This is a genomic window from Shewanella sp. SW24, from assembly GCF_025653395.1.
In the GTDB taxonomy this organism is placed as follows: Bacteria; Pseudomonadota; Gammaproteobacteria; order Enterobacterales; family Shewanellaceae; genus Shewanella; species Shewanella oncorhynchi.
Genome location: NZ_JAKKSH010000042.1, coordinates 10339 through 28861 on the forward strand (window position 1 = coordinate 10339; position 18523 = coordinate 28861).

Annotated in this window: 13 protein-coding genes; 9 read left to right on the forward strand and 4 right to left on the reverse strand. The window is 42.8% G+C overall.

Features of this window, described 5'->3' with window-relative positions:
• Positions 1-50 precede the first annotated feature (50 nt).
• From L5M17_RS21505 to L5M17_RS21520, 4 genes are read right to left on the reverse strand one after another with little or no spacing between them, the layout of a single operon-like run.
• Complete coding sequence (locus L5M17_RS21505) at positions 51-3875, reverse strand: type I restriction endonuclease subunit R, EcoR124 family (RefSeq protein ID WP_263149117.1); 3825 nt, start codon at positions 3873-3875, stop codon at positions 51-53.
• A gap of 13 nt (positions 3876-3888) precedes the next feature.
• A complete protein-coding gene (locus tag L5M17_RS21510) occupies positions 3889-5064 on the reverse strand; it encodes a restriction endonuclease subunit S (RefSeq protein ID WP_263149118.1) in 1176 nt (391 codons plus the stop codon).
• A gap of 1 nt (position 5065) precedes the next feature.
• Complete coding sequence (locus tag L5M17_RS21515; RefSeq protein WP_263149120.1) at positions 5066-7666, reverse strand: type I restriction-modification system subunit M; 2601 nt, start codon at positions 7664-7666, stop codon at positions 5066-5068.
• Positions 7667-7719: 53 nt separating this feature from the next.
• Entirely contained in the window at positions 7720-7896 is a 177-nt protein-coding gene (locus tag L5M17_RS21520; protein ID WP_263149133.1) for a restriction endonuclease, read from the reverse strand.
• An 838-nt stretch (positions 7897-8734) separates the two neighbouring features.
• Here L5M17_RS21520 and L5M17_RS21525 point away from each other — a divergent pair.
• From L5M17_RS21525 to L5M17_RS21565, 9 genes are all read left to right on the forward strand, one after another.
• Positions 8735-9544 carry a TnsA endonuclease N-terminal domain-containing protein gene (locus L5M17_RS21525; RefSeq protein WP_263149121.1) on the forward strand — a complete coding sequence of 270 codons (810 nt, stop codon included), beginning with the start codon at positions 8735-8737 and terminating at the stop codon, positions 9542-9544.
• Positions 9535-11757, forward strand: a complete 2223-nt coding sequence (locus L5M17_RS21530; RefSeq protein ID WP_263149122.1) for a hypothetical protein — start codon at positions 9535-9537, stop codon at positions 11755-11757. The genes L5M17_RS21525 and L5M17_RS21530 overlap by 10 nt, the downstream gene beginning before the upstream one ends.
• Positions 11757-13229, forward strand: coding sequence for a TniB family NTP-binding protein (locus tag L5M17_RS21535; RefSeq protein ID WP_263149124.1), 1473 nt, complete (start codon positions 11757-11759; stop codon positions 13227-13229). Before L5M17_RS21530 ends, L5M17_RS21535 begins: the two co-directional genes overlap by 1 nt.
• Positions 13226-14116 (forward strand): TniQ family protein, encoded by an 891-nt coding sequence (locus L5M17_RS21540; protein WP_263149126.1) that lies wholly within the window; start codon positions 13226-13228, stop codon positions 14114-14116. The genes L5M17_RS21535 and L5M17_RS21540 overlap by 4 nt, the downstream gene beginning before the upstream one ends.
• Positions 14098-15702: a TnsD family Tn7-like transposition protein gene (locus tag L5M17_RS21545; protein ID WP_263149127.1), complete on the forward strand. Its 1605-nt coding sequence runs from the start codon at positions 14098-14100 to the stop codon at positions 15700-15702. Before L5M17_RS21540 ends, L5M17_RS21545 begins: the two co-directional genes overlap by 19 nt.
• Positions 15703-15950: 248 nt before the next feature.
• Positions 15951-16802 carry a hypothetical protein gene (locus L5M17_RS21550; RefSeq protein ID WP_263149129.1) on the forward strand — a complete coding sequence of 284 codons (852 nt, stop codon included), beginning with the start codon at positions 15951-15953 and terminating at the stop codon, positions 16800-16802.
• Positions 16792-17562 (forward strand): hypothetical protein, encoded by a 771-nt coding sequence (locus L5M17_RS21555; protein WP_263149130.1) that lies wholly within the window; start codon positions 16792-16794, stop codon positions 17560-17562. The genes L5M17_RS21550 and L5M17_RS21555 overlap by 11 nt, the downstream gene beginning before the upstream one ends.
• A 62-nt stretch (positions 17563-17624) precedes the next feature.
• Positions 17625-17942, forward strand: a complete 318-nt coding sequence (locus L5M17_RS21560; protein WP_263149132.1) for a hypothetical protein — start codon at positions 17625-17627, stop codon at positions 17940-17942.
• A gap of 423 nt (positions 17943-18365) precedes the next feature.
• Positions 18366-18523: transposase (locus L5M17_RS21565; RefSeq protein WP_263149135.1), on the forward strand; the 158-nt coding region annotated here is incomplete at its 3' end.

Here is an 18523-nt window from a genome sequence, read left to right on the forward strand (position 1 = left end):
AAAGGTAAAAAGATCGTCTTCGTTTTTGTGGGTTTAAATAAAGCTCGTTATCAATGTTTCGTCCCTTTCCACTTTTCCGCTAATAGCTTATTCGTTCGGAAATCGACCACATTTGGTGAGCTTTCAATTTGCTCTTTCTCAACATTTTTTTGTTTAACTATTTCTCTTTTTTCGTTTAGCTTATCAGATAGCCGTTTCGGTAAAGAAACAAACACTGCACCAAAAGCTATTTTTCCCAAATCATAAATACCACTCTCAATATAGGTTTTAAAGCTTTCATCCCCTAAAATCTGAACAGCAAAAGCTATAAATTCAGTATATATACTGCCATCTCTGGCCTCTTTAAGTGCCCAGATTATCCCGCTTTTACCTTCTTGATACAAAGGCAACTCTAGCTCTTTTGAAACGAGTTCAAGTTCTATTAACGCAGTCAGAGTCGTGTCCAAAATACGAGATGAAACAATTCCAACATCTTTTAATTCAGTGTAATAACCGGTCGTGAATAGTGAGACAGGATCATCTTGGTAAGGTAAGTCTGTCTTAAAAGTGATCGAGCCTAATTCCTGCGCATTTTCCAGTTGAGAAATTTGAGATGCTCGGTATAACTTTTTTTCACCAAAAGCCAAAGGGATCGGAATGTAATGTGAAGTCATGTCTCTTAAATCCGTTGAATCATCGGCTAATAATTCATCCGCTTGTGCAAAAATAAACTGCTTTAAAAACTTATCAATCCGCATGTTCAGCTTAAAGGGAGGTATAGCCGCACCGTCTTGCTTTTCGAAGTATGCTTTGGCTTTGGCCTTATCTACCGTTTCTTTTAACGCATCGAAGCGACCAAAGTTATTTAGGTTCTTCTCATTAACATTGTCGGCCATTAACGCCATAAGCAGATTTTTATCTAAGCCTAGGGCGTTTACTACCGTGTTTAATCGCGCGTTTTCGGCGTTATCTTTGTAGTCATTGATGTAGTCTCTAAAACTATGATCTGCAATCAACTGTGCATCGCCGCGCTGCAAGTCGTGTAAAAAGAGCTTGGCGTACTTTTGCTCGCTTTGGGTAAGCGATGAAAATGATCTATGCAGTTCGTTAAGTGTGCTTTCAATACTGGCCTGATCTTGATGTTGATTAAGCTCTTTTAAATATTTATCAAAGCGGCTGTTCATGTAATTGGCATCAATTTTACCGGTATAAATTTCCGTCAAATATCCGCTGATATCATAAGGCACATCACCGCCGCCTTCGCCACTTCCCCCTTTGCCTGCCAACTCTTTGTAGCGCAGGGCTAGGACTAAAAAAGTTTGTTCGTTAATGGCAAGTGTCACGTCATGCTTATCATCATCTTCACCAAATGTATAAACAGGCTCGTTCCAATGTAAGCCTTGCACTTTTGCCGCTTCTAGGTGTTGGTTAAAGGTTTTGAAAAGTTCGGCAAATTTAGCGCAGGCATCTATGTCTTCAGGCAGTTTTTCAAAGTTTTCAACGCCTGCACTTACAAACAGTTCGGTAATGTCTGCCACTAATTCATTCATGGCTTCAAGGTTGCTTTCCAGTTTGTCTACAAATAAACCGATAGGCTTGTCACCAGAATAAAGTTTTACCGCTGCCTCAATGTGTTGCTCCATGGTATGGGGGTAACGGTAATAACGAATAATGCCGTGGGGTTTATCAGGGCCAAACAAGCGATTGGTACGCGAGAAGGCTTGAATAATATTCTGGTATTTAATCACCTTATCTAAATACAAGGTATTGAGCCATTTAGAGTCAAAACCGGTGAGCATTTGATCCACCACAATCAGTAAATCTAACTGCTTGGCTGGCTCAGAATGAATACGCTCATAGGGCTTTTTATGGGCAAGACGTGCGGCTATATCTTTTTTAAAGGCGGCATGCCGCGCAAAATCAAAATCTTGACCATAGCGGGTGTTGTAATCGGCCATAATTTCTTCAAGGCCATCACCTTTAAAAGTAGGACCTCGGTCACCACTGCCATCGTTATCAATATTCGGGTCGAACAGTGCCGATACTTTCAAGTCAGGTTTAGCCGCTTTTAAGCGACGGTAATAATCGATTGCCTCGGCGATGCTGTTAGTGGCAAAAATGGCATGAAACTTATTACTTTGGCTAAGCACATCCCATTTTTTTAATATATCTTTTACCACTCCCGCTTGATGCGATTCAGTAAGGTATTGCGCCTTGGGTACGTAGTCTTCTATGCCTTTATGGTATTTGCCCGTGGCGTCTTTATAGCCTGCCATTGGCACATTGTTCATAAAATGATTAAACTTTTTCTTTTTGGCTGGGTCGGCCATAGCTTCAGCCACCGAATCAGCCTTGGCTTGCTCTAGGGCTACCGCTTGTTTTAGATCACTGTCTTCAAAGGTAGGCACTTTATAGGGGTCAAAGCCCAACACGTTGCCATCGCGAATACCATCGGCAATGCTGTAGCGGTGCAGCTCATTACCAAACACATCGGCGGTCGTATTATTGTTGACTTGATTTTCATCATGAATCGGCGTGCCGGTAAAACCAAAGAAGAGTGCTTTGGGGAATGTTCTTTTAACCTTTACTAACATACCTTCTTTATTTTCTTTGCCGCCACTCATTGTAGACCGATGCGCCTCATCAATAATAAACACTAAGCGTTTGGCGCGGATTTTTTCAATGTCTACCGAGTTAGTGGCAGTTCCCTCATCATCAATCTCTTCAAAAATATTACTCATTTTTTGAATCGAGCTAACAATTAATGTGTCGGCGGGGTCGGTGCTTTTTAATTTAGTGATAAGTACATGGGTATTTTCGGTGGCTTGTACGTCTTCACCGTCGCTAGCAAAATTGCGATATTCTGCAAGCGATTGAGTGCCGAGCTCAATTCTGTCCATTAAAAATATTACTTTATCGGCATCTTTTGATTGGGCAATCAACTGCGCCGACTTAAAGCTGGTCATGGTTTTGCCTGACCCTGTGGTGTGCCACACATAACCGCCTAATCTATCGACGTTGTTGGCGCTGCTATCCATTTGTGACCAATTAGTTTTAGCCACTTTATCGGAGATGGCGTTGGCGGCGTAATACTGGTAACTGCGCATCACCTTAAGTACACCATCGGTATCATCGGCCACGGTATAAAAGCCAATCAACTGGTGTGCCATGGGAATAGACAATAGCGTAGAGGCGATGTCTTTCCAGTAGTTCATCGGCTCGTTATTAAAATCGGCCCAATTGAATTGATAATCAGGGTTAAACATGCCATCCATGCCGGGGTTGGCAAAGTATTTGGCATCAAGAGGCTGCATAGCCACAAACACTTGAATGAGTGAAAACAGGCCGCTAAAAATACCTTCTTTGCTGTATTTTTCAATTTGGTGCACAGCTTGGCTCACTGGAATGCCACTGCGTTTTAGCTCGACATGGATCACCGGCATACCGTTTATTAATAACAGCACATCGCCACGGCGATCGTTACGCAAAGGGCTACCGCGTGCAAACTTGGATTGCTGCACTATTTGATAACGGCTTTGGCCGGCGGCGATCTCTTGCCTATCGTAAATTTTTAGGCTGACTTCTTTACCAAAATGCAAAGTATCGGCAGGGTTGTCGCGCTTAATGGCCACGGTTTTGCCGTTAATTAACCCATTGAGTTTAAGCGGTGTTTTTAATTCTTTTATCTGCTCAATAATTTGCTGCATTTCGCTGTTGGTAAGTGGCACGTCGTTTAAGCGATCACGCTGGCGGTTATTTTCAAATAATATATCCGCCCAGTTTTGCAGTAACTCAGCTTCGGTTTTATTTTTTAATATCTCAGCTTCCCAGCCCTTGTGGGTCAGCACCTCAATAAAGGCCTGTTCAAACTGTGCTTCTGTTTTAAAAGTGGTCATTACTGCTTCCCTGCTAAACAAACATCTTGCTCAAGCAAGCTTGCTTGATGTTAGTGAGTTTGGTGATTTGTTGTTGGTGTTGAGTGATTAGATCATCGAGTTTATGGAAATAGTTGCCGATAACAATTTGCTCGTCTTTTTTTGGAATAAAATATTTTAGCTTACTGATGGCTGACCAATTAACATAGATCTGTGTGTTACCTTGGCTGGCCTTAAATATTCTCTTCCTAACCGAAGGTGCATTTAAAAACTGATATAGAAATTGTGGGGCGTATTCACTAGATGGTTCAATCCTTTGAGTTCGCTGATTGTAGACATATGAGTCGTCTTCATCTATGAGAAGCACCCTGCCAATAATATTACCTGCTAAGGTTTTATCATTTAAAATCATAGTCAAATCATTTTTTTCCAGTACTCTGCTTTCAGTTTTGGGGGATAAGCTAGCTCGTATCCCTTGCTCTGTGTACACACTATTTTCAGAGTAACTACCAATACTTATAACCTTATATTTCCCATCTTTAGTGAATTCCGACTCTATGGAAGTGCCACTTGTAGCAACACCAAAATCAGACAAGCTGACCTCCTCCCACTCCCCACTAAACCCTTTAAAGCGGATTTCTGGGATGGTTTCGCCCTGTTTGGGGAACATCTTTTCCAGCATGGCTTTTTTGATGTTGCTGAGCTTGTCATGCTTTTGTTGGTGTTGGTTGATTAGGCTGTCAAGCTTTTGGAAAGTGTTGCCGATGGCGGTTTGTTCTTCCGATTCTTTAGGCAGAACCACTGATTGATCATGAACGTCGTTTCTATTTAAAGTAGGAACTCCGCTACCTGTACCAAATCGCTTTAGGTCTAGCTTTACGTAAAGGTAGTATACAAAACGAGGCTCATTCCCATGAAAATTGGTTACCCAAAGTGCAGTATTATGTGGCCAATAATCAACATCAACATAATGGATGTTTCCTATCGTTCCTGAACGGCCTGTGACAACACCTGGGGCTTTGGATTTAAAGATATTATGAAAGCCGTTTACTCCATTGGACATTACAACAGGATACTCACCGGCCTTCATTTCATTTTTTGGTAAATCAAACCCCCTTTGTAGCGGAGCAATATTGGCTATTTTTTCTTTAATCCACTCCCCACTAAACCCTTTAAATCGAATCTCAGGCACATTTTTTTGCACATTCATCTTATGCACCCTTCAATAAGTTGGTGAGCTCATTCAAGCCCTGCAGATCAAACTCATTGCCTTTGAGTTCACCCATCATCTCGGCTAGTTCTTGCTCGGTGGTTTTGATCTCACTCGCCACTTGCGAATAAGTCACCGCATATTTATCGGCAAGGGCTTGCACTTTGCTGGTGAGCTGGGTGATCACGGCGCTTGGCATGGCGGCGAGCTCCGTGCTTAATGGCGCAATCCATTTAAGGTGGAGCAGGTTGTTCACTTGCTCGTCGCTTAAGTCTTCAATCGTGGTTTTGGTTTTTAGGTGCAGTTTGGTAGCCGCTTCTTTTACGGCTTTTTTTAGGGCTTTTTCTTCGTCGAACAGAATATTTACCGCAATGATTTTTGCTTCATAGCTTTCGGCTGCAAACTTGGTTTTAGCCTCTTTTTGCTCTTTCAAGAAGGCTTTGGCAGCCTTGGCGACTTCGGCATTGGCAAAGCCGTCTTTGCTTTCTTTTACCGTGTCTTGCTCTTTTTCATCTTCGCTTAGGGATTCTAAAATATCTTCCAGCGTGCTGGCGATTTCCGCCAAGCGGGTTTCTTGCTTAGCTAGTGCCGTCAAGTCATCACTTAGGTGAGTTTGTTGCACTAACTCAAAGGGCAAGATATGGCCTTTCCAAGGCGTAATACTATCTTGCACTTCGATGTCTTTGCCGCCTTTTTTCTTGATGACCATGTTGGGGTCAACTTGCTTAGTGGCGGCAAAACCTTCAGTTTGCATCATCTCCAAGTCGGCACTGATGATTTGCCATTGATTGTTTAGATGCTGGTAGGCTTGGTATTTGTCGATTAAGGCAATAGGGCTTAAGCGAGCAAAAAGCTCGGTACTTAATGTGGCCTCGATTTGGTTGCGTTTAACCCCATGCCAATCGTGAATGAGGTGAGAGTTCAAATAATCATCAAACCCTACAAAGGCTTGGTTGTAGACGTTGATAAATGCCACCACTTGCGGGTGCTGGGTAATGGTGGCGTTTAGCGCGTCTTTGGCAATGGCAAGCTCGCTGTAAGCCGCCGATTTTGAGGTAAACAGGGCGGCGTGCAATTGCGGGAACACTTGCCAATAGCTCTGTAGCTCGGCTATCTCGCTGTTAGGGATGCCGCCTAACATGGTGGCGTGTAAGTCCCAGCTTTGCGCGGCAGCGGATGAATCCACATAGCGCGGTATGTTTAAGTTGTAGCCGTTGTCGCGCAGGGTTTGTTTGCTGACCAATTGCGAGAATTTCTCGATGCTTTCACGCTTGATTACGGCATCGGTAATACGCTTAATGTCACTGGCTTGAAGTTTGTTGTTTTTGCCTTCTTTTAAAAAGTGTTTAGATGCATCAACTACTAGCACATCGCTGTTTTGGCGTTTTTGTTTGAGTACTAAAATCACCGTAGGAATACCGGTGCCAAAAAAGATATTCGCCGGTAAACCGATAATGGCATCAATGTGATTCTGCTCAATCAGTTGGGTGCGAATTTGCCCCTCTTCACCGCTACGGAATAATACGCCGTGAGGCAGTACTATGGTCATAATGCCATCGGGCTTTAGGTGATAAAGGTCGTGCAGCAAAAAGGCAAAATCGGCTTTTGTTTTGGGCGCTAAGCCAAAACGCGAATAACGCGGATCGCTGTCTTTAAAGCTTGGGTCCCATTGTTGTGAATACGGCGGGTTGGAGACCACGGCATCCACATATAACATTTTGTATGAGCCTTGTGGGTCGTTTTCATCAAAATACGGCCAATCATCTTCTAGGGTGTCGCCATTACGGGTTTTGATGTTGCTGGCTTTTATCCCGCGCATGATGAGGTTCATGCGGGTTAAGTTGTAGGTGTTGGCTTTTAACTCTTGGGCGTAATAGGTGATGTTGTCTTTGCTTTTGGCGTATTGCGCCACGGCTTCGCCAATGTTGATCAGCAAAGAGCCTGAGCCACTGGTTGGGTCGTAAATTTCAAGGGTGTCTTTGTGCTGACATTCGTGGGCGATAATGTGCGACATTAATACCGACACTTCATGGGGGGTATAAAACTCACCGGCTTTTTTACCCGCATTGGCGGCAAATTTTTCAATCAGGTATTCGTAGATGTAACCCAGTACGTCGTAGCCTTGGCTGCTATTCATGGGGATGCTTTTGATCAGGTGCAGTAAGTCGCTAATCGCTTTGGTGCGTTTGCCTGCGCTTTCACCGAGTTTACTTAAGCCGGTTTCTAGGGTGGTGAAAATCCCTTCAAAGAGTTTTTTATGATTGACGTGAATGAGGCGGCTAAATGCTGAGAGCGCGTCGCGCACGTTGGACTCATCAAAGTCGGATTTTGGGTCAATCCAAGTAGAAAATAAGTTGTCATAGGCGATAAAGTAACCCAAGTTGCTTTGTATAAATTCGACGGTTTCGGCATCGTTTTCATTTAAGGCTTTAATGTCTTCGTCGTTCATATCTTGTGCGGTAACAAACTGCACTAATTGATCACTTAGGTATTTGTAAAAGATAAAGCCGAGTATGTAATCTTTGTATTCGTTGGCTTCGATTTTTGACCGCATTTGGTTTGCAGATTCCCAAATTTTGGCGGCGAGTTGTTGCTTGTTCATAAATAAGGCTTTCCTACTCTTTAAAAAGAGCATAAACAATTGAGTTTGCGTGTTTATGCTTCAAAAAATTCTTCGTCGATTTTCTTCAGGTGCAGTATCTGTTTGTCTCGGCTGCCGATGTTGTATCGTAACATGAGTTTTGCTAGTTTTTTTCCGTTTATCAGTACAATGCGCATACCTAAATCTTTGGCGGTTTGCCCTGCGGATGGGGTGAAATCAGAGGTGGTGATAAAGGTAGTTGGAGATCACAGTCATCCTTTGCTGTTTTAGCGATACAGGGCAATCAATATACAGATTATGCCCTTGTTTTACCTAAAAATGCAGTGTTTCAGTCACAAAATATTATGTGCATTGTGACTGCAAAACCCGAGTATGTCGTCATTCAATCACTGTGTATGCAAGCTGCTGGAGTGAGCTTATATCAGAGCTCTTCTGGTGATTTTAAGCCTACAGTTTTCACTTTTAAGCACTCTGATACTCGATATTCATTGTAAATTCGTTCAAATATCACTCATTCAGACACTCGGTTATCCTGCCCCTACTGAAAAATAAAATTTATTTTCACTCCGTTTTAATACCATTTTTCATTTATTTTCTACATTTATATTCCCCAGTGGAATATGGAAGTAGTGTTTTTAACCATTTTTTCTATTCACAAATTCATTCCGTTTCGAGCCAAAATGACGGCATTTATATTTAGAATTTAAAATAATCAATATTTTTCATATAAATAATAATGATTATTTTGTGTTTTTATGCATCTGATTTTTAATGTTTTATTTTTTGTTCTGGCCAATTTTTTAGAAATCTATGATTTTTGGATGTTAGGAGCGAAAATCCTGGTTAAACCGTAGAAAAGTGCATTAATTATTTAGAAAAAAGATAAATTATTTAAATTTATAAATAAAATACAGTGACTTACAGTTATTTTTTGTGGGTTGCATTTGCTTTTGTTTGGTACTAGATTCGCATTATCTAATTAGGAGCGTACCGATATGAATCATCCCCAAATGCAGTGCCGAAAACGTCATCAAATCCATTCACGCGATTACGCGATGTGATTATCTGATGAAAAAAACGGCCAGAATGACATTTGAGCGCCAGCAGAGGTGGTTTGATGCTCATCGTCGCAGTATTGAACACGATGAGATTATCTACGAGCCATTTTGGCGTGTTGAAGATGTACGTAGCTCAGGTATTAAGACCAAAATAGCCCACTTTTCAACACCGCATCGGGTGATGCATCTCTTATCGCAAAATGAACTCTGGATGTATTTATCACTGGTGCATATGCGTTACGTTGTTGAAATTTATGAGCAATATGCAATCCCGTTGGACTTTTCTATTCCGATTGCTAAACAACTGGGAGTAAAACATCCCGTCTACGTTGGCTCAAAACAGGTCCCGATTGTTCAAACCATTGATTTTGTATCAATTCTTGTTGATGGTTCGCGTGTTGCCCACCCGGTCAAACAGGAATCGGATTCACTACGTGAGCGAACAATGGAGAAATTGGCAATTCAACAGGCTTATTGCGAGCTGGAACATATTGATTATCAGCTAGTTACTAGCACTGAACTTCGCACGGTGAAAAGTGAAAATCTTGAAGCGCTTTTTCGTCACCGTCAGATCCCGCCATTTTTGCACTCCTTATTTGAAATATGGCTGACCAATTTTATTGGCTGTTTATCTGATGATAGACATTGTCGAACCAGCGACATTATCGACATTTCCTCCGGCATTAGTGGAATCAATTTTTCACAGGCAGTCTCATTTTTTTACCATGCTTTGTGGTGCGAACGTTTAAGCATGAATTGGACTCAGCGTTTAAAACTCGAATTAGCAGCGTCAGATTTAGGTATATATCCATGCAATTGACTCATAGTCCTGATACCGACCAAATATTGAAAGTAAATCTCGGGTTTGGTCCAAGTGAAGAGGCCGATTCAGAGTGTTTTATTGGTGATAAAAAAATCACCGAGGATTACTTGGTGATCAGTGTTGATATCCCCCTAAATGTTGCATTTGCTATCAATCTCGACACTGTTGCCCGATTTCCTATTCAGCTGGAATACAAAGAATTACTGAATAAAATCAATGATGAATCATTAATATTATTCGAAATGGATTGGCCTATCGATGCATTAATGGATCTCGATAGTTTACCAGAACACAAGAGAAAGAAGGCGCTTGAGCGTTACCAAGTTATCGAACCGTTATTGCAAGACCTCGACAATGTGCTGCGCAACGATTATGGGCAAAACTGTATTGCACAGGTCATCGCGCAAACCGGGCGTAGCAAACAGTATGTATACGACTGTTTATATTCGTATTTCAGGCTCGGTCAGCGCCAATCTGGATTATATTTACCCATGGGTAAAAATACGATCCATGTTCCTAAAAAACGAGAATTACGCGTAAAACCAGGGCGTCCAAACTCGGGCATCGCGAGGGGCAAGCTGTTGGATGAGTACGATTATAGGCATTTTAAGGCAGGCAAACGTCTATATGCTAAGCGCAATGGACCATCGATTGTACATGTTTATAAGCAACTGATAAGAAAGCATTATTTTTCATCAAGGGTAAAGCATGATTTTCAAACCGCGCAAAAAAACCAGCGTCGGTTTAAAGTTGAGTTAGTCGCACCAGATAAACGCCCGACCTATAACCAGTTTTATTACTGGTTATGTAAAGAGTTCGGCGGAAACTTACCTGCCAGAGATAAAAGTCGTCAAAACGCAATTGAAAATAAAAAAGATAATGCCGGCCGAAAAGGCGATGCATATGCGCATGTTATTGCGCCTGGGCAAGTTTTTGAAATCGATGAGACCCCATTTACTGAAGAGTTAGTATCGGTTTTCGACCCCACTCGCTCCACTAAAATTGGCAAAGGCACGGTGTATTTCATCATTGATGTGTTCAGTAAGATCATCGTCGGTTTGTACATCACAACAGAAAATCCATCTTACAATACAGTTCGTCAGGCGATTTTTAATAGTGCTCGCGATAAACAGGTTTGGTTTGATGAAATGGGACTCAATTTTGACGCCAGCTATTGGCCTCAATCGGGTATTGCGACAACCTATTTTGTTGATAAAGCCGAGTTTCATAACAAAATTTCCGAAGGACCAATCTCTGATTTGCCAGTAAGCGTGAAATTTTCACGCTCTGGCAGGGGGGACGACAAACCCAACATAGAACAACTTTTTCATGTTTTTCAAGGACATTTTGAAGGCGTTAGTAAGGGGAATCAAACAAAATCTCAACAAGATATCGCCCGCCAGTTAGCGCGAAAACATGCCAGCCTAACGATTCATGAGTTATATCAAATCGCCATCGTTTATGTGTTTTATCATAACAATAACCGCCAGGTTACAAATTATCCTCTCGAGAGATCAATGGTGCGTGACCAGATCCCCGCTATACCTGCAAAATTGTGGGCGTGGGGCGAAAAAAATCGTCCAGGTTATTTGCTCAATCTACCGGATGATGAGATTTATTTTAAATTGCTGACCAAAGGTGAGATCACGGTTCATCGTGATCACTTATATCTCAAAGAAAATGGCTTGCGATATAACTGTGAGTGGACTTTAGAGAGCGGCCTTCAAGAGCGCAGCCTCCCCAATCAGCGCAGCCTGATTTTGTCATGTCGTTATAATATTGAGCTGGTTGATATTATTTTTATTTGCACATCCGATGGATTAAAAGTTGCGACGCTAGATCATAAGGATAACCGGTTTGCTGGTCTGTCATTTGATCAAGTGAAGCAGCAAAAAACACAGGAGCATGGCGAAAACGAGCTTGTCATTGAAGACCAACTGCAATATTTGCTCGGGGTTCAGATGTTTATTGAGCACAAACTGACCCAAGCCGAAAAAGAAAAAATCTCGGGCACTATGCCCAGCCTCGCCAAAATTAAAGACAATCGCAAGCTTGAGGCGTTAATCAATCGTCACAACGATTTAAATCGTTTTTTACAGACAGTTAATTCCACGGGTGTACTCGAGTTCTCGCAAAATAGCGATGTTGTTGAAGATGGTGAGTTCGAGCACAAGGCCCATTCAGCGTTCTATAAACAAGAAAGTAAATAATGAAAAAAACTTTACCCATTTCAATCGCATCGGCCCAATATCGACATTCAAATGTCTCGTCATATCAAGGAAATCCGCTAATTCTGGCTTTGCCTGACCGCATAGAGCCTGAGCGATTTATAACAGTCATGTCGCGTATCATTCAGGCTGAGAGCAATGATGTCGATATGTCTGATGATGATCGAATTGCATCCCTCAAAAGTCTTCGTCAAATGCTGATTATGACGCCGCAACATCTCGATTTGTACAATGAATTGTACGATCTGATGTGTCATGGCTATGTCGACAGAAATCCAACACGCGTTGAAGTCATTGCGTGGAGCTATGATATTGCTGATAGCCATATTGATATTGAAAATATTAAGCGTCCTCTTTTAGATATGGTAGGTACTACAACCACCGCCGATGCAATGTTCATGACCGGCATATCTGGAAACGGTAAGTCTCGAGCGATTGAGTCTATTCTGACGAATCTATTTCCTACTGTTATTGAGCATCAAACTGATTCGTTGAATGAGCCACAGATCACTTATATCAAAGTCGATATGCCGCATAACGCTAGTCGCCCAGGACTTATCTATCAGATACTAAGTGAAGTTGATAACGCGCTTGCGGCGAGTCGTTACGGTAAAACTGGCTACGCGCAATCTGTGAAGAAAACGAGTGGGAAATTTTTAGATATTTCCAGCATGATGGGAATTCTGCGTAGCGTATTAATAAGACATCATGTTGGCTTGCTGATCATTGATGAATTTCAAAATTTACAGGTGGCCTCGAAACGTTATAGCGAAGAAATGATACAGTTTTTTGATGAGCTGACCAATACGTTGTCTATTCCCAATGTGAAAATAGGTACTCCAGATACGCTGTTGATTTTTGATAAAAAAGGCCGCCATAAACGACGTATAGGGTCCACATTTGAGTTGTCACGATTCACTCAACAACATGATTGTGAACGATTCATGAAGGCGTTATTTGCGTATCAACCGCTCAAAAAGCCGGTTGAAATCAATGATGATATGGTCGCGTTGTTATTTGAGCTCTCAGCGGGTGTCCCATCAATTCTAATTACTCTGTGGGAGTCATGTCTCATTGAAGCGATACGCAGTGGCAAAGAAACATTTTCGCTGAAATTTATTCAGCAAACGTTTAAAAAACGCTTCCCGCTCATGCGCATGGTTACACGTAATATTAATCAAGGTAAAAAAGGGCGACACTCAGATTTGTTGACGGTGCAGCAATACCTTGACTCTGGAAATAACACACTAGCAATCAAACATCTACAGAGTTTTATGTCATCATCTGAATTAACGTCTGATACCGCTCATGCTGTTAAGAATGATATTGATAACTTGATAACGTCGAATGAATTCTCTGAATCGGATTTACAAAAATTAGCAAAAATTAAAATGGATTTAGATAGTAAACGCGAGTCAAAACGTTCACCACAAACGTTGGAACATGACGAATGATCCGCGTAGGTTTGTTACCCGATGAGTATGTCTATAGTGCATTTATTCGAGAACGTATGTTATCGGGGCAAATGCACATTAATACAAAGCGATTTTTTGAGATAAATGACATTGTGTATCATCAAATGCATTCACAATTGCCATTAAATAAAGATCTCCTGAGTATTATTCGAAAAATGGCTTTGTCGCCTGAGCAAATCCTACATACTCAACTAGCGCATACGCCCGTATCGCTCTGGTTATTGAGTACGCCTCTCTGTGGGGCGGAATATACTATGCCCAACCACAACGCTCTAGCAGGTATTAACATTGATAAGCGTTGGCGGTTTTGCCCACAATGTGTTGCTGCAGATAAAGCACTGTATGGTGTCTCCTATTGGCATAGTGCTCATCACCTTTGTGGCGCCAAAATATGCCCTATTCATGATCAGATTTTGCACACCCATGATGAGTTAAAGGTGTTGCCATTCACCTTACCGCATCATTGGCTCGATAGTGCAGAGCCGATGACGCTACAACCTTGGGAGGTTGCATGGCAGCCGTTTATCTATCGCGTTGATCAAACGATAAAAGCCGATCCACTTTGGCCCAATCGAGTTAAAGTGCAAATTCGCCGATATTTGGATTGTGAGTCGCAATTACCCCTGAAGCAGAGCGAGCGCACACGGTTCGATCAACTAGCGAAGCAAATGACCCAGGATTTAGGTCAGGAGTGCATGGCTGGGTTGTTTTCATCGCAAAGACTTGGACGAAGCAGGCAAACCAATATTATTTGGGCGACGTTATCTGGCCAAGTTAATAGTGCCAAAATACGACACCCGCTTTTTTGGTTGGCGATTATTTTCTGGCTGCGCAATGAATTGTCAGAGTGCCAACATTTACTATGAATGATCTCGCCCCTCTCGCTAACGAATCAATATTCAGCTGGGTGGTGCGATATCATTTAACGTGCAGTGTGGGACATGAAAAAAGCACCTATCAAACACTCTTTCAACAACCCAAAATTCGTCTGCATCCCTATCTTCCTCACTCTATCGACTATTTAGCCGGCCACGGTGGGCTCACCGCACAGCAGTGGTTAGTTCATCACACGTTATATCCGCTATTTCAGTTTTTTGGTCATGATGCAGAGCAAAAGCTGTTGTCTGTGATGCTTCATGGCAAGGGTAATCCGGTCATTACTGCCAACATTCCCCATGCGAGGCTCAATTTCTCTGCTGGCCATCGGGTGTGTCCACTGTGTTTGTCTGAACACCGACATAACACTGGGATTCCGATGCTTGATATCCGTCATCAAATTCCGGGCCTCATCGTTTGCCCTATTCATCATTGTCTGCTGGTGGTGTTAGCCAATGGCGATGCCGGACTGGATCGGCGGTTGACGTTTCATCATGCCGCCATGATTCCTCATGTCTATCGGGTTGAACATCAGCAGAGTATCGATTTCGCCCAGTTTTGTTGGGATACATTAGCGCTCATTAAAAATGAGCCATGTGATCTAGCCTTGCTGCATACCCACTATCAACAGCAATTAATGCATAAGGGATTTATGACGTGCTCAGGGCAGATCCGCATGGCCATGTTGGTGCGTGCCATTTCAGCGTGTTACCAAGACATGGTGTTTGATCTTGAAAGCACCTTTGAGTTTGGCGAGCGTTTTCTGGGGTCGTTAATTCGCGATAAAACCCGAACCCTAAATCATCCGTTTAAGCATCTGATTTTAGGATTTTGGTTGTTTGATAACGATCCTCGCGGATTTTTAGGTCAAGAAAGCCCCTTTCAGCTGATGCCCGCCTTTAATGCACCAGTAGTGGTTAATGATGATCGTGAGCGTATTTTGTCTCTGTTGTCTGAGGATTTCAGTATGGCGCAGATTGAGACGATGACTGGGCGTAGTCGCTGTTATATCCGCCGTATTGCAGAGCTTGCAGGGATAAAGCATGCCAGCAATGCCAATGCGTTTTCGCACAGACAGCGTCATTGGGTGCTGTTGTTAGCCCAGCTTGGGCGGCATCGGCATGATATTGCGCATGCTGTTGGGGTCGGTGTGGGCTATGTGGAACAACTGATCTCTAATACGCCTGGATTGGTGTTATGGCGCCAGCAATTGAGTGCACAGAGAAAGCACTCGGATGCCGTTGTGGAGCTGCTTGATGCGCGTCAATGTCATCCCTTGTGGTGTAGAAAAGACATCAAAGCGCATCACAGCCGGGCGTTCTTTCATTTATATCACCATGATCGTGAGGGCCTTGAAGCCATTTTGCCCTCAGCGTTGAAGCCATTGAGGCCGCGCAAGGACTGGGCTGCTGAAGACATGCGGTTGGTTAAGGCGATTAGTGAGCTTGAGGGCGCGACGTTAATGTCGTTGACGGTTATTGCGGCGAAGGTGCGTGATCGGGGGTATTTGAGTAAGCGCCTTGATAAGTTGCCATTGACGCGGGCGCTACTGGTGACGCTGGGGGTGAGGGGATAATTGGGGTAGCTGCGCGCAATGGCACGTTATGGTAAATCGGCAAGTTTAGCAGTGTTGATAGGCGGTTGATGGGATTGGGGGGCGATAAGGCGTATTTTAAGACGTGATGGTGCATTGAATGACAGCGTAATGAGCTGAAAGTTTGTTTCAGAATATGCAGTTTTTGGGCTTGATGATGGACGGTTTACGGTTGGCGCGAAATTGAGGTGATAAGGGGCGTTTTTACATGTTATGGAGGGAGTGTCGAAATGGAGCATATGAATAAAAAGCGAGTGTATTGTTTGAAGGCCACACCGCTTTATGTTGTTGAACATCCAGGGCTGCACAGCCAGCGTGGTATTCAACCTTTGTTTTGTCATTGCAATGTGAATGATGAACTTGTGGCGCTGGTGGTGCATTTACGGCAGCAGTTGATGGCATTGGATTTATGCCAAGTGAGTAAGGTGTACCCTGATGCTCGGTGGTTCTTTGAGTTAGGTGATCGTTACTACTCGCAGGTGAAAAGTTTGATACATGTGACTCATAAGACGATCTATTTTACTGGTTATCTACTGCCCTATGATGCCCCTCAATTTCAGTCCAGTGCGATCCCTATTACGGAGCTGTTATTCAATCAAGGCGAATTCAAAAATATTGACCCTGTGGTGCATTATCATCCTCGAGTGAAGGGGTTAATTGATGAGATTGTGTCCAAGGCAGCGGAGGTCAGTCGCCGAATAGATCAGGCCTGTGCGTTGGAACGATTAGCCGATGTGATGAGCGATCTTGATGAGGTGACGTCGGTGATTGATGTGGATTTAGAGGCCCATCAGCAACGGTTGAAGCAGGAAGCGAGTGTGTTTATCTATCAGTATGAGCAATTAGAGCGAGATATTGAGACGTTAAGTCTACAGATCCTCTATCAATGCTTTCAGGTACAAGTCGGTGATTGGGTTGCATCAAATGTGCTGAAAAGAGGCAAAACGATTCAGCTGGTGGTGGCGTCTGCGAGTTATTCGGATGGGTGGTTGTTTATCAATGGGACTCACGTTACTCAAAAAGGCGTACTGGGAAAACGTGAAGAACGCATAGCATTAAAGGTATTACGTGATGAACATTGAAAGCAAGTTGAAGCAGCTACGCACAAGCAGAAAGTGCAGAGCGATCCTACCATTTCATCCTATGACAGTCGGTGGCATCGACGTTTCTGGTGAGTTGTTTGTGAGTGTCATGATCTTTATTAAGGCATTGTTTAAGCAGTTGAAGATGCATCAGTTTGATATTCAAGTCACACGTTGGGGGGAAATATTTTTAATTGAACCGAGTCGTGGCATGTATATCCAGTTATCTGTTCATTTTCGAGTGAGTGATACTGAGATTAAGCGAGTCAAACAAGAATTTGCGTCTAAAGCATATCTTGTTCATCCAGGTGAGTATTTTGCACATGAGGCATTATGTGTGTCTTTTCGCGTTAATCGCCCTAGCACGCAATGGCGCCGTTTTCCTCTGGATGTTGCCGCTGAGTCTTATCATGATGTCGTAGCGACCATCATTAAGGCTATGCGGCTCAATGTTGTCAATCTAACGCCTACTATTAAGCATCAATTCCGTGGAGACATTCATAGAGTCGATAGTCATGATGTCATTGCCTTAATCCGTTATGGCGCCGCGAAGTTGGGACCAGATTCGCAATTTGCTCACATCATCAGTGGCGATCGTGAGTTTTTGTATGTGAAAGGCTTTACCCTTGATGGGACTCAGTTGAGGTTTTCGAGTTTTAATCTCAGACAGTATCAGTATTGTCTGTCCCCGCAATCAATGAAAATCATGAAGATGTTGGTTCCTGAGGCGGGAGATTCGGTTGTTGAATTTGTGAGTTAAGCGAACAATGTGATTGATGAGTACAGTAATACAGATGATCATTTTTCAATAATGGAGGCGTTATGAAGCAGAACATTATCGGTTTTGGTGAGTATTTTGCGACAGGAGAAGGGCTAACTTACATCATTGCATCAGGTACTGAAGAAGTGATTAAGGACTTTGCGGGCCCCTACTTCTCAATAGGGTTAACGTTTTTTTCATTCGATGAGATAAGAAAATGCCTAATTGAAATAGAGACAAAAAACGATGCCAATAAGCTTGATATGCCCGCATTTGATGCTGCTGAGGTCTTACGTGAAAATGTACCTAACGTTGCAAGACTGATAAAAGAATACGGCTATTGTTCGTTTGCGTACAAGTTGCATTATAACCTGGCTTAGCGATGCTATTTGGTGGTCAACGTTGGTGTGCCACAGCAGTGCTTGCCCGTGCTGATGAACTGGCCATCATGCTGTCGGCAATTGACGAGCAGTTTGTATAAGTGGGTGGCGAAAGATAATGCTAGTGGTTCTGTGATACACGACTAAATGGTGCTTAATCCCAGTCATTATATTCTATATTGTTATTGCTCCTTAGTGTAAAAAGCCATTTACTCCTGTTATGCAAGTTTGTCTTATCTAAACTTGTTCAATGAAGCATATGAACGTTATGACAGCAAGGTTGAGACTGAGGTTCTATGTAACAAAAGCTGGCTAAATTGTACTAACTTGATTAGGGCTTGTTGATCTTTCGTGATGGATTATTAGACAGCATGATGGGCTGGTATAATTACTTTCGCCAAAAACTAACCATGACAACCCATCATGCCAAGAACAATGTTAACAGACGAGTACTGGTCAAAGCTAATCAGATTGATGCTTAAAACGGGCCGCGTATATGACAAGCCCGAACACAGAAATACTTTCGAAGGCATTTTGTATCGGATGCGGGTCGGTTGCCCTTGGCGCGATGTGCCAGAAGC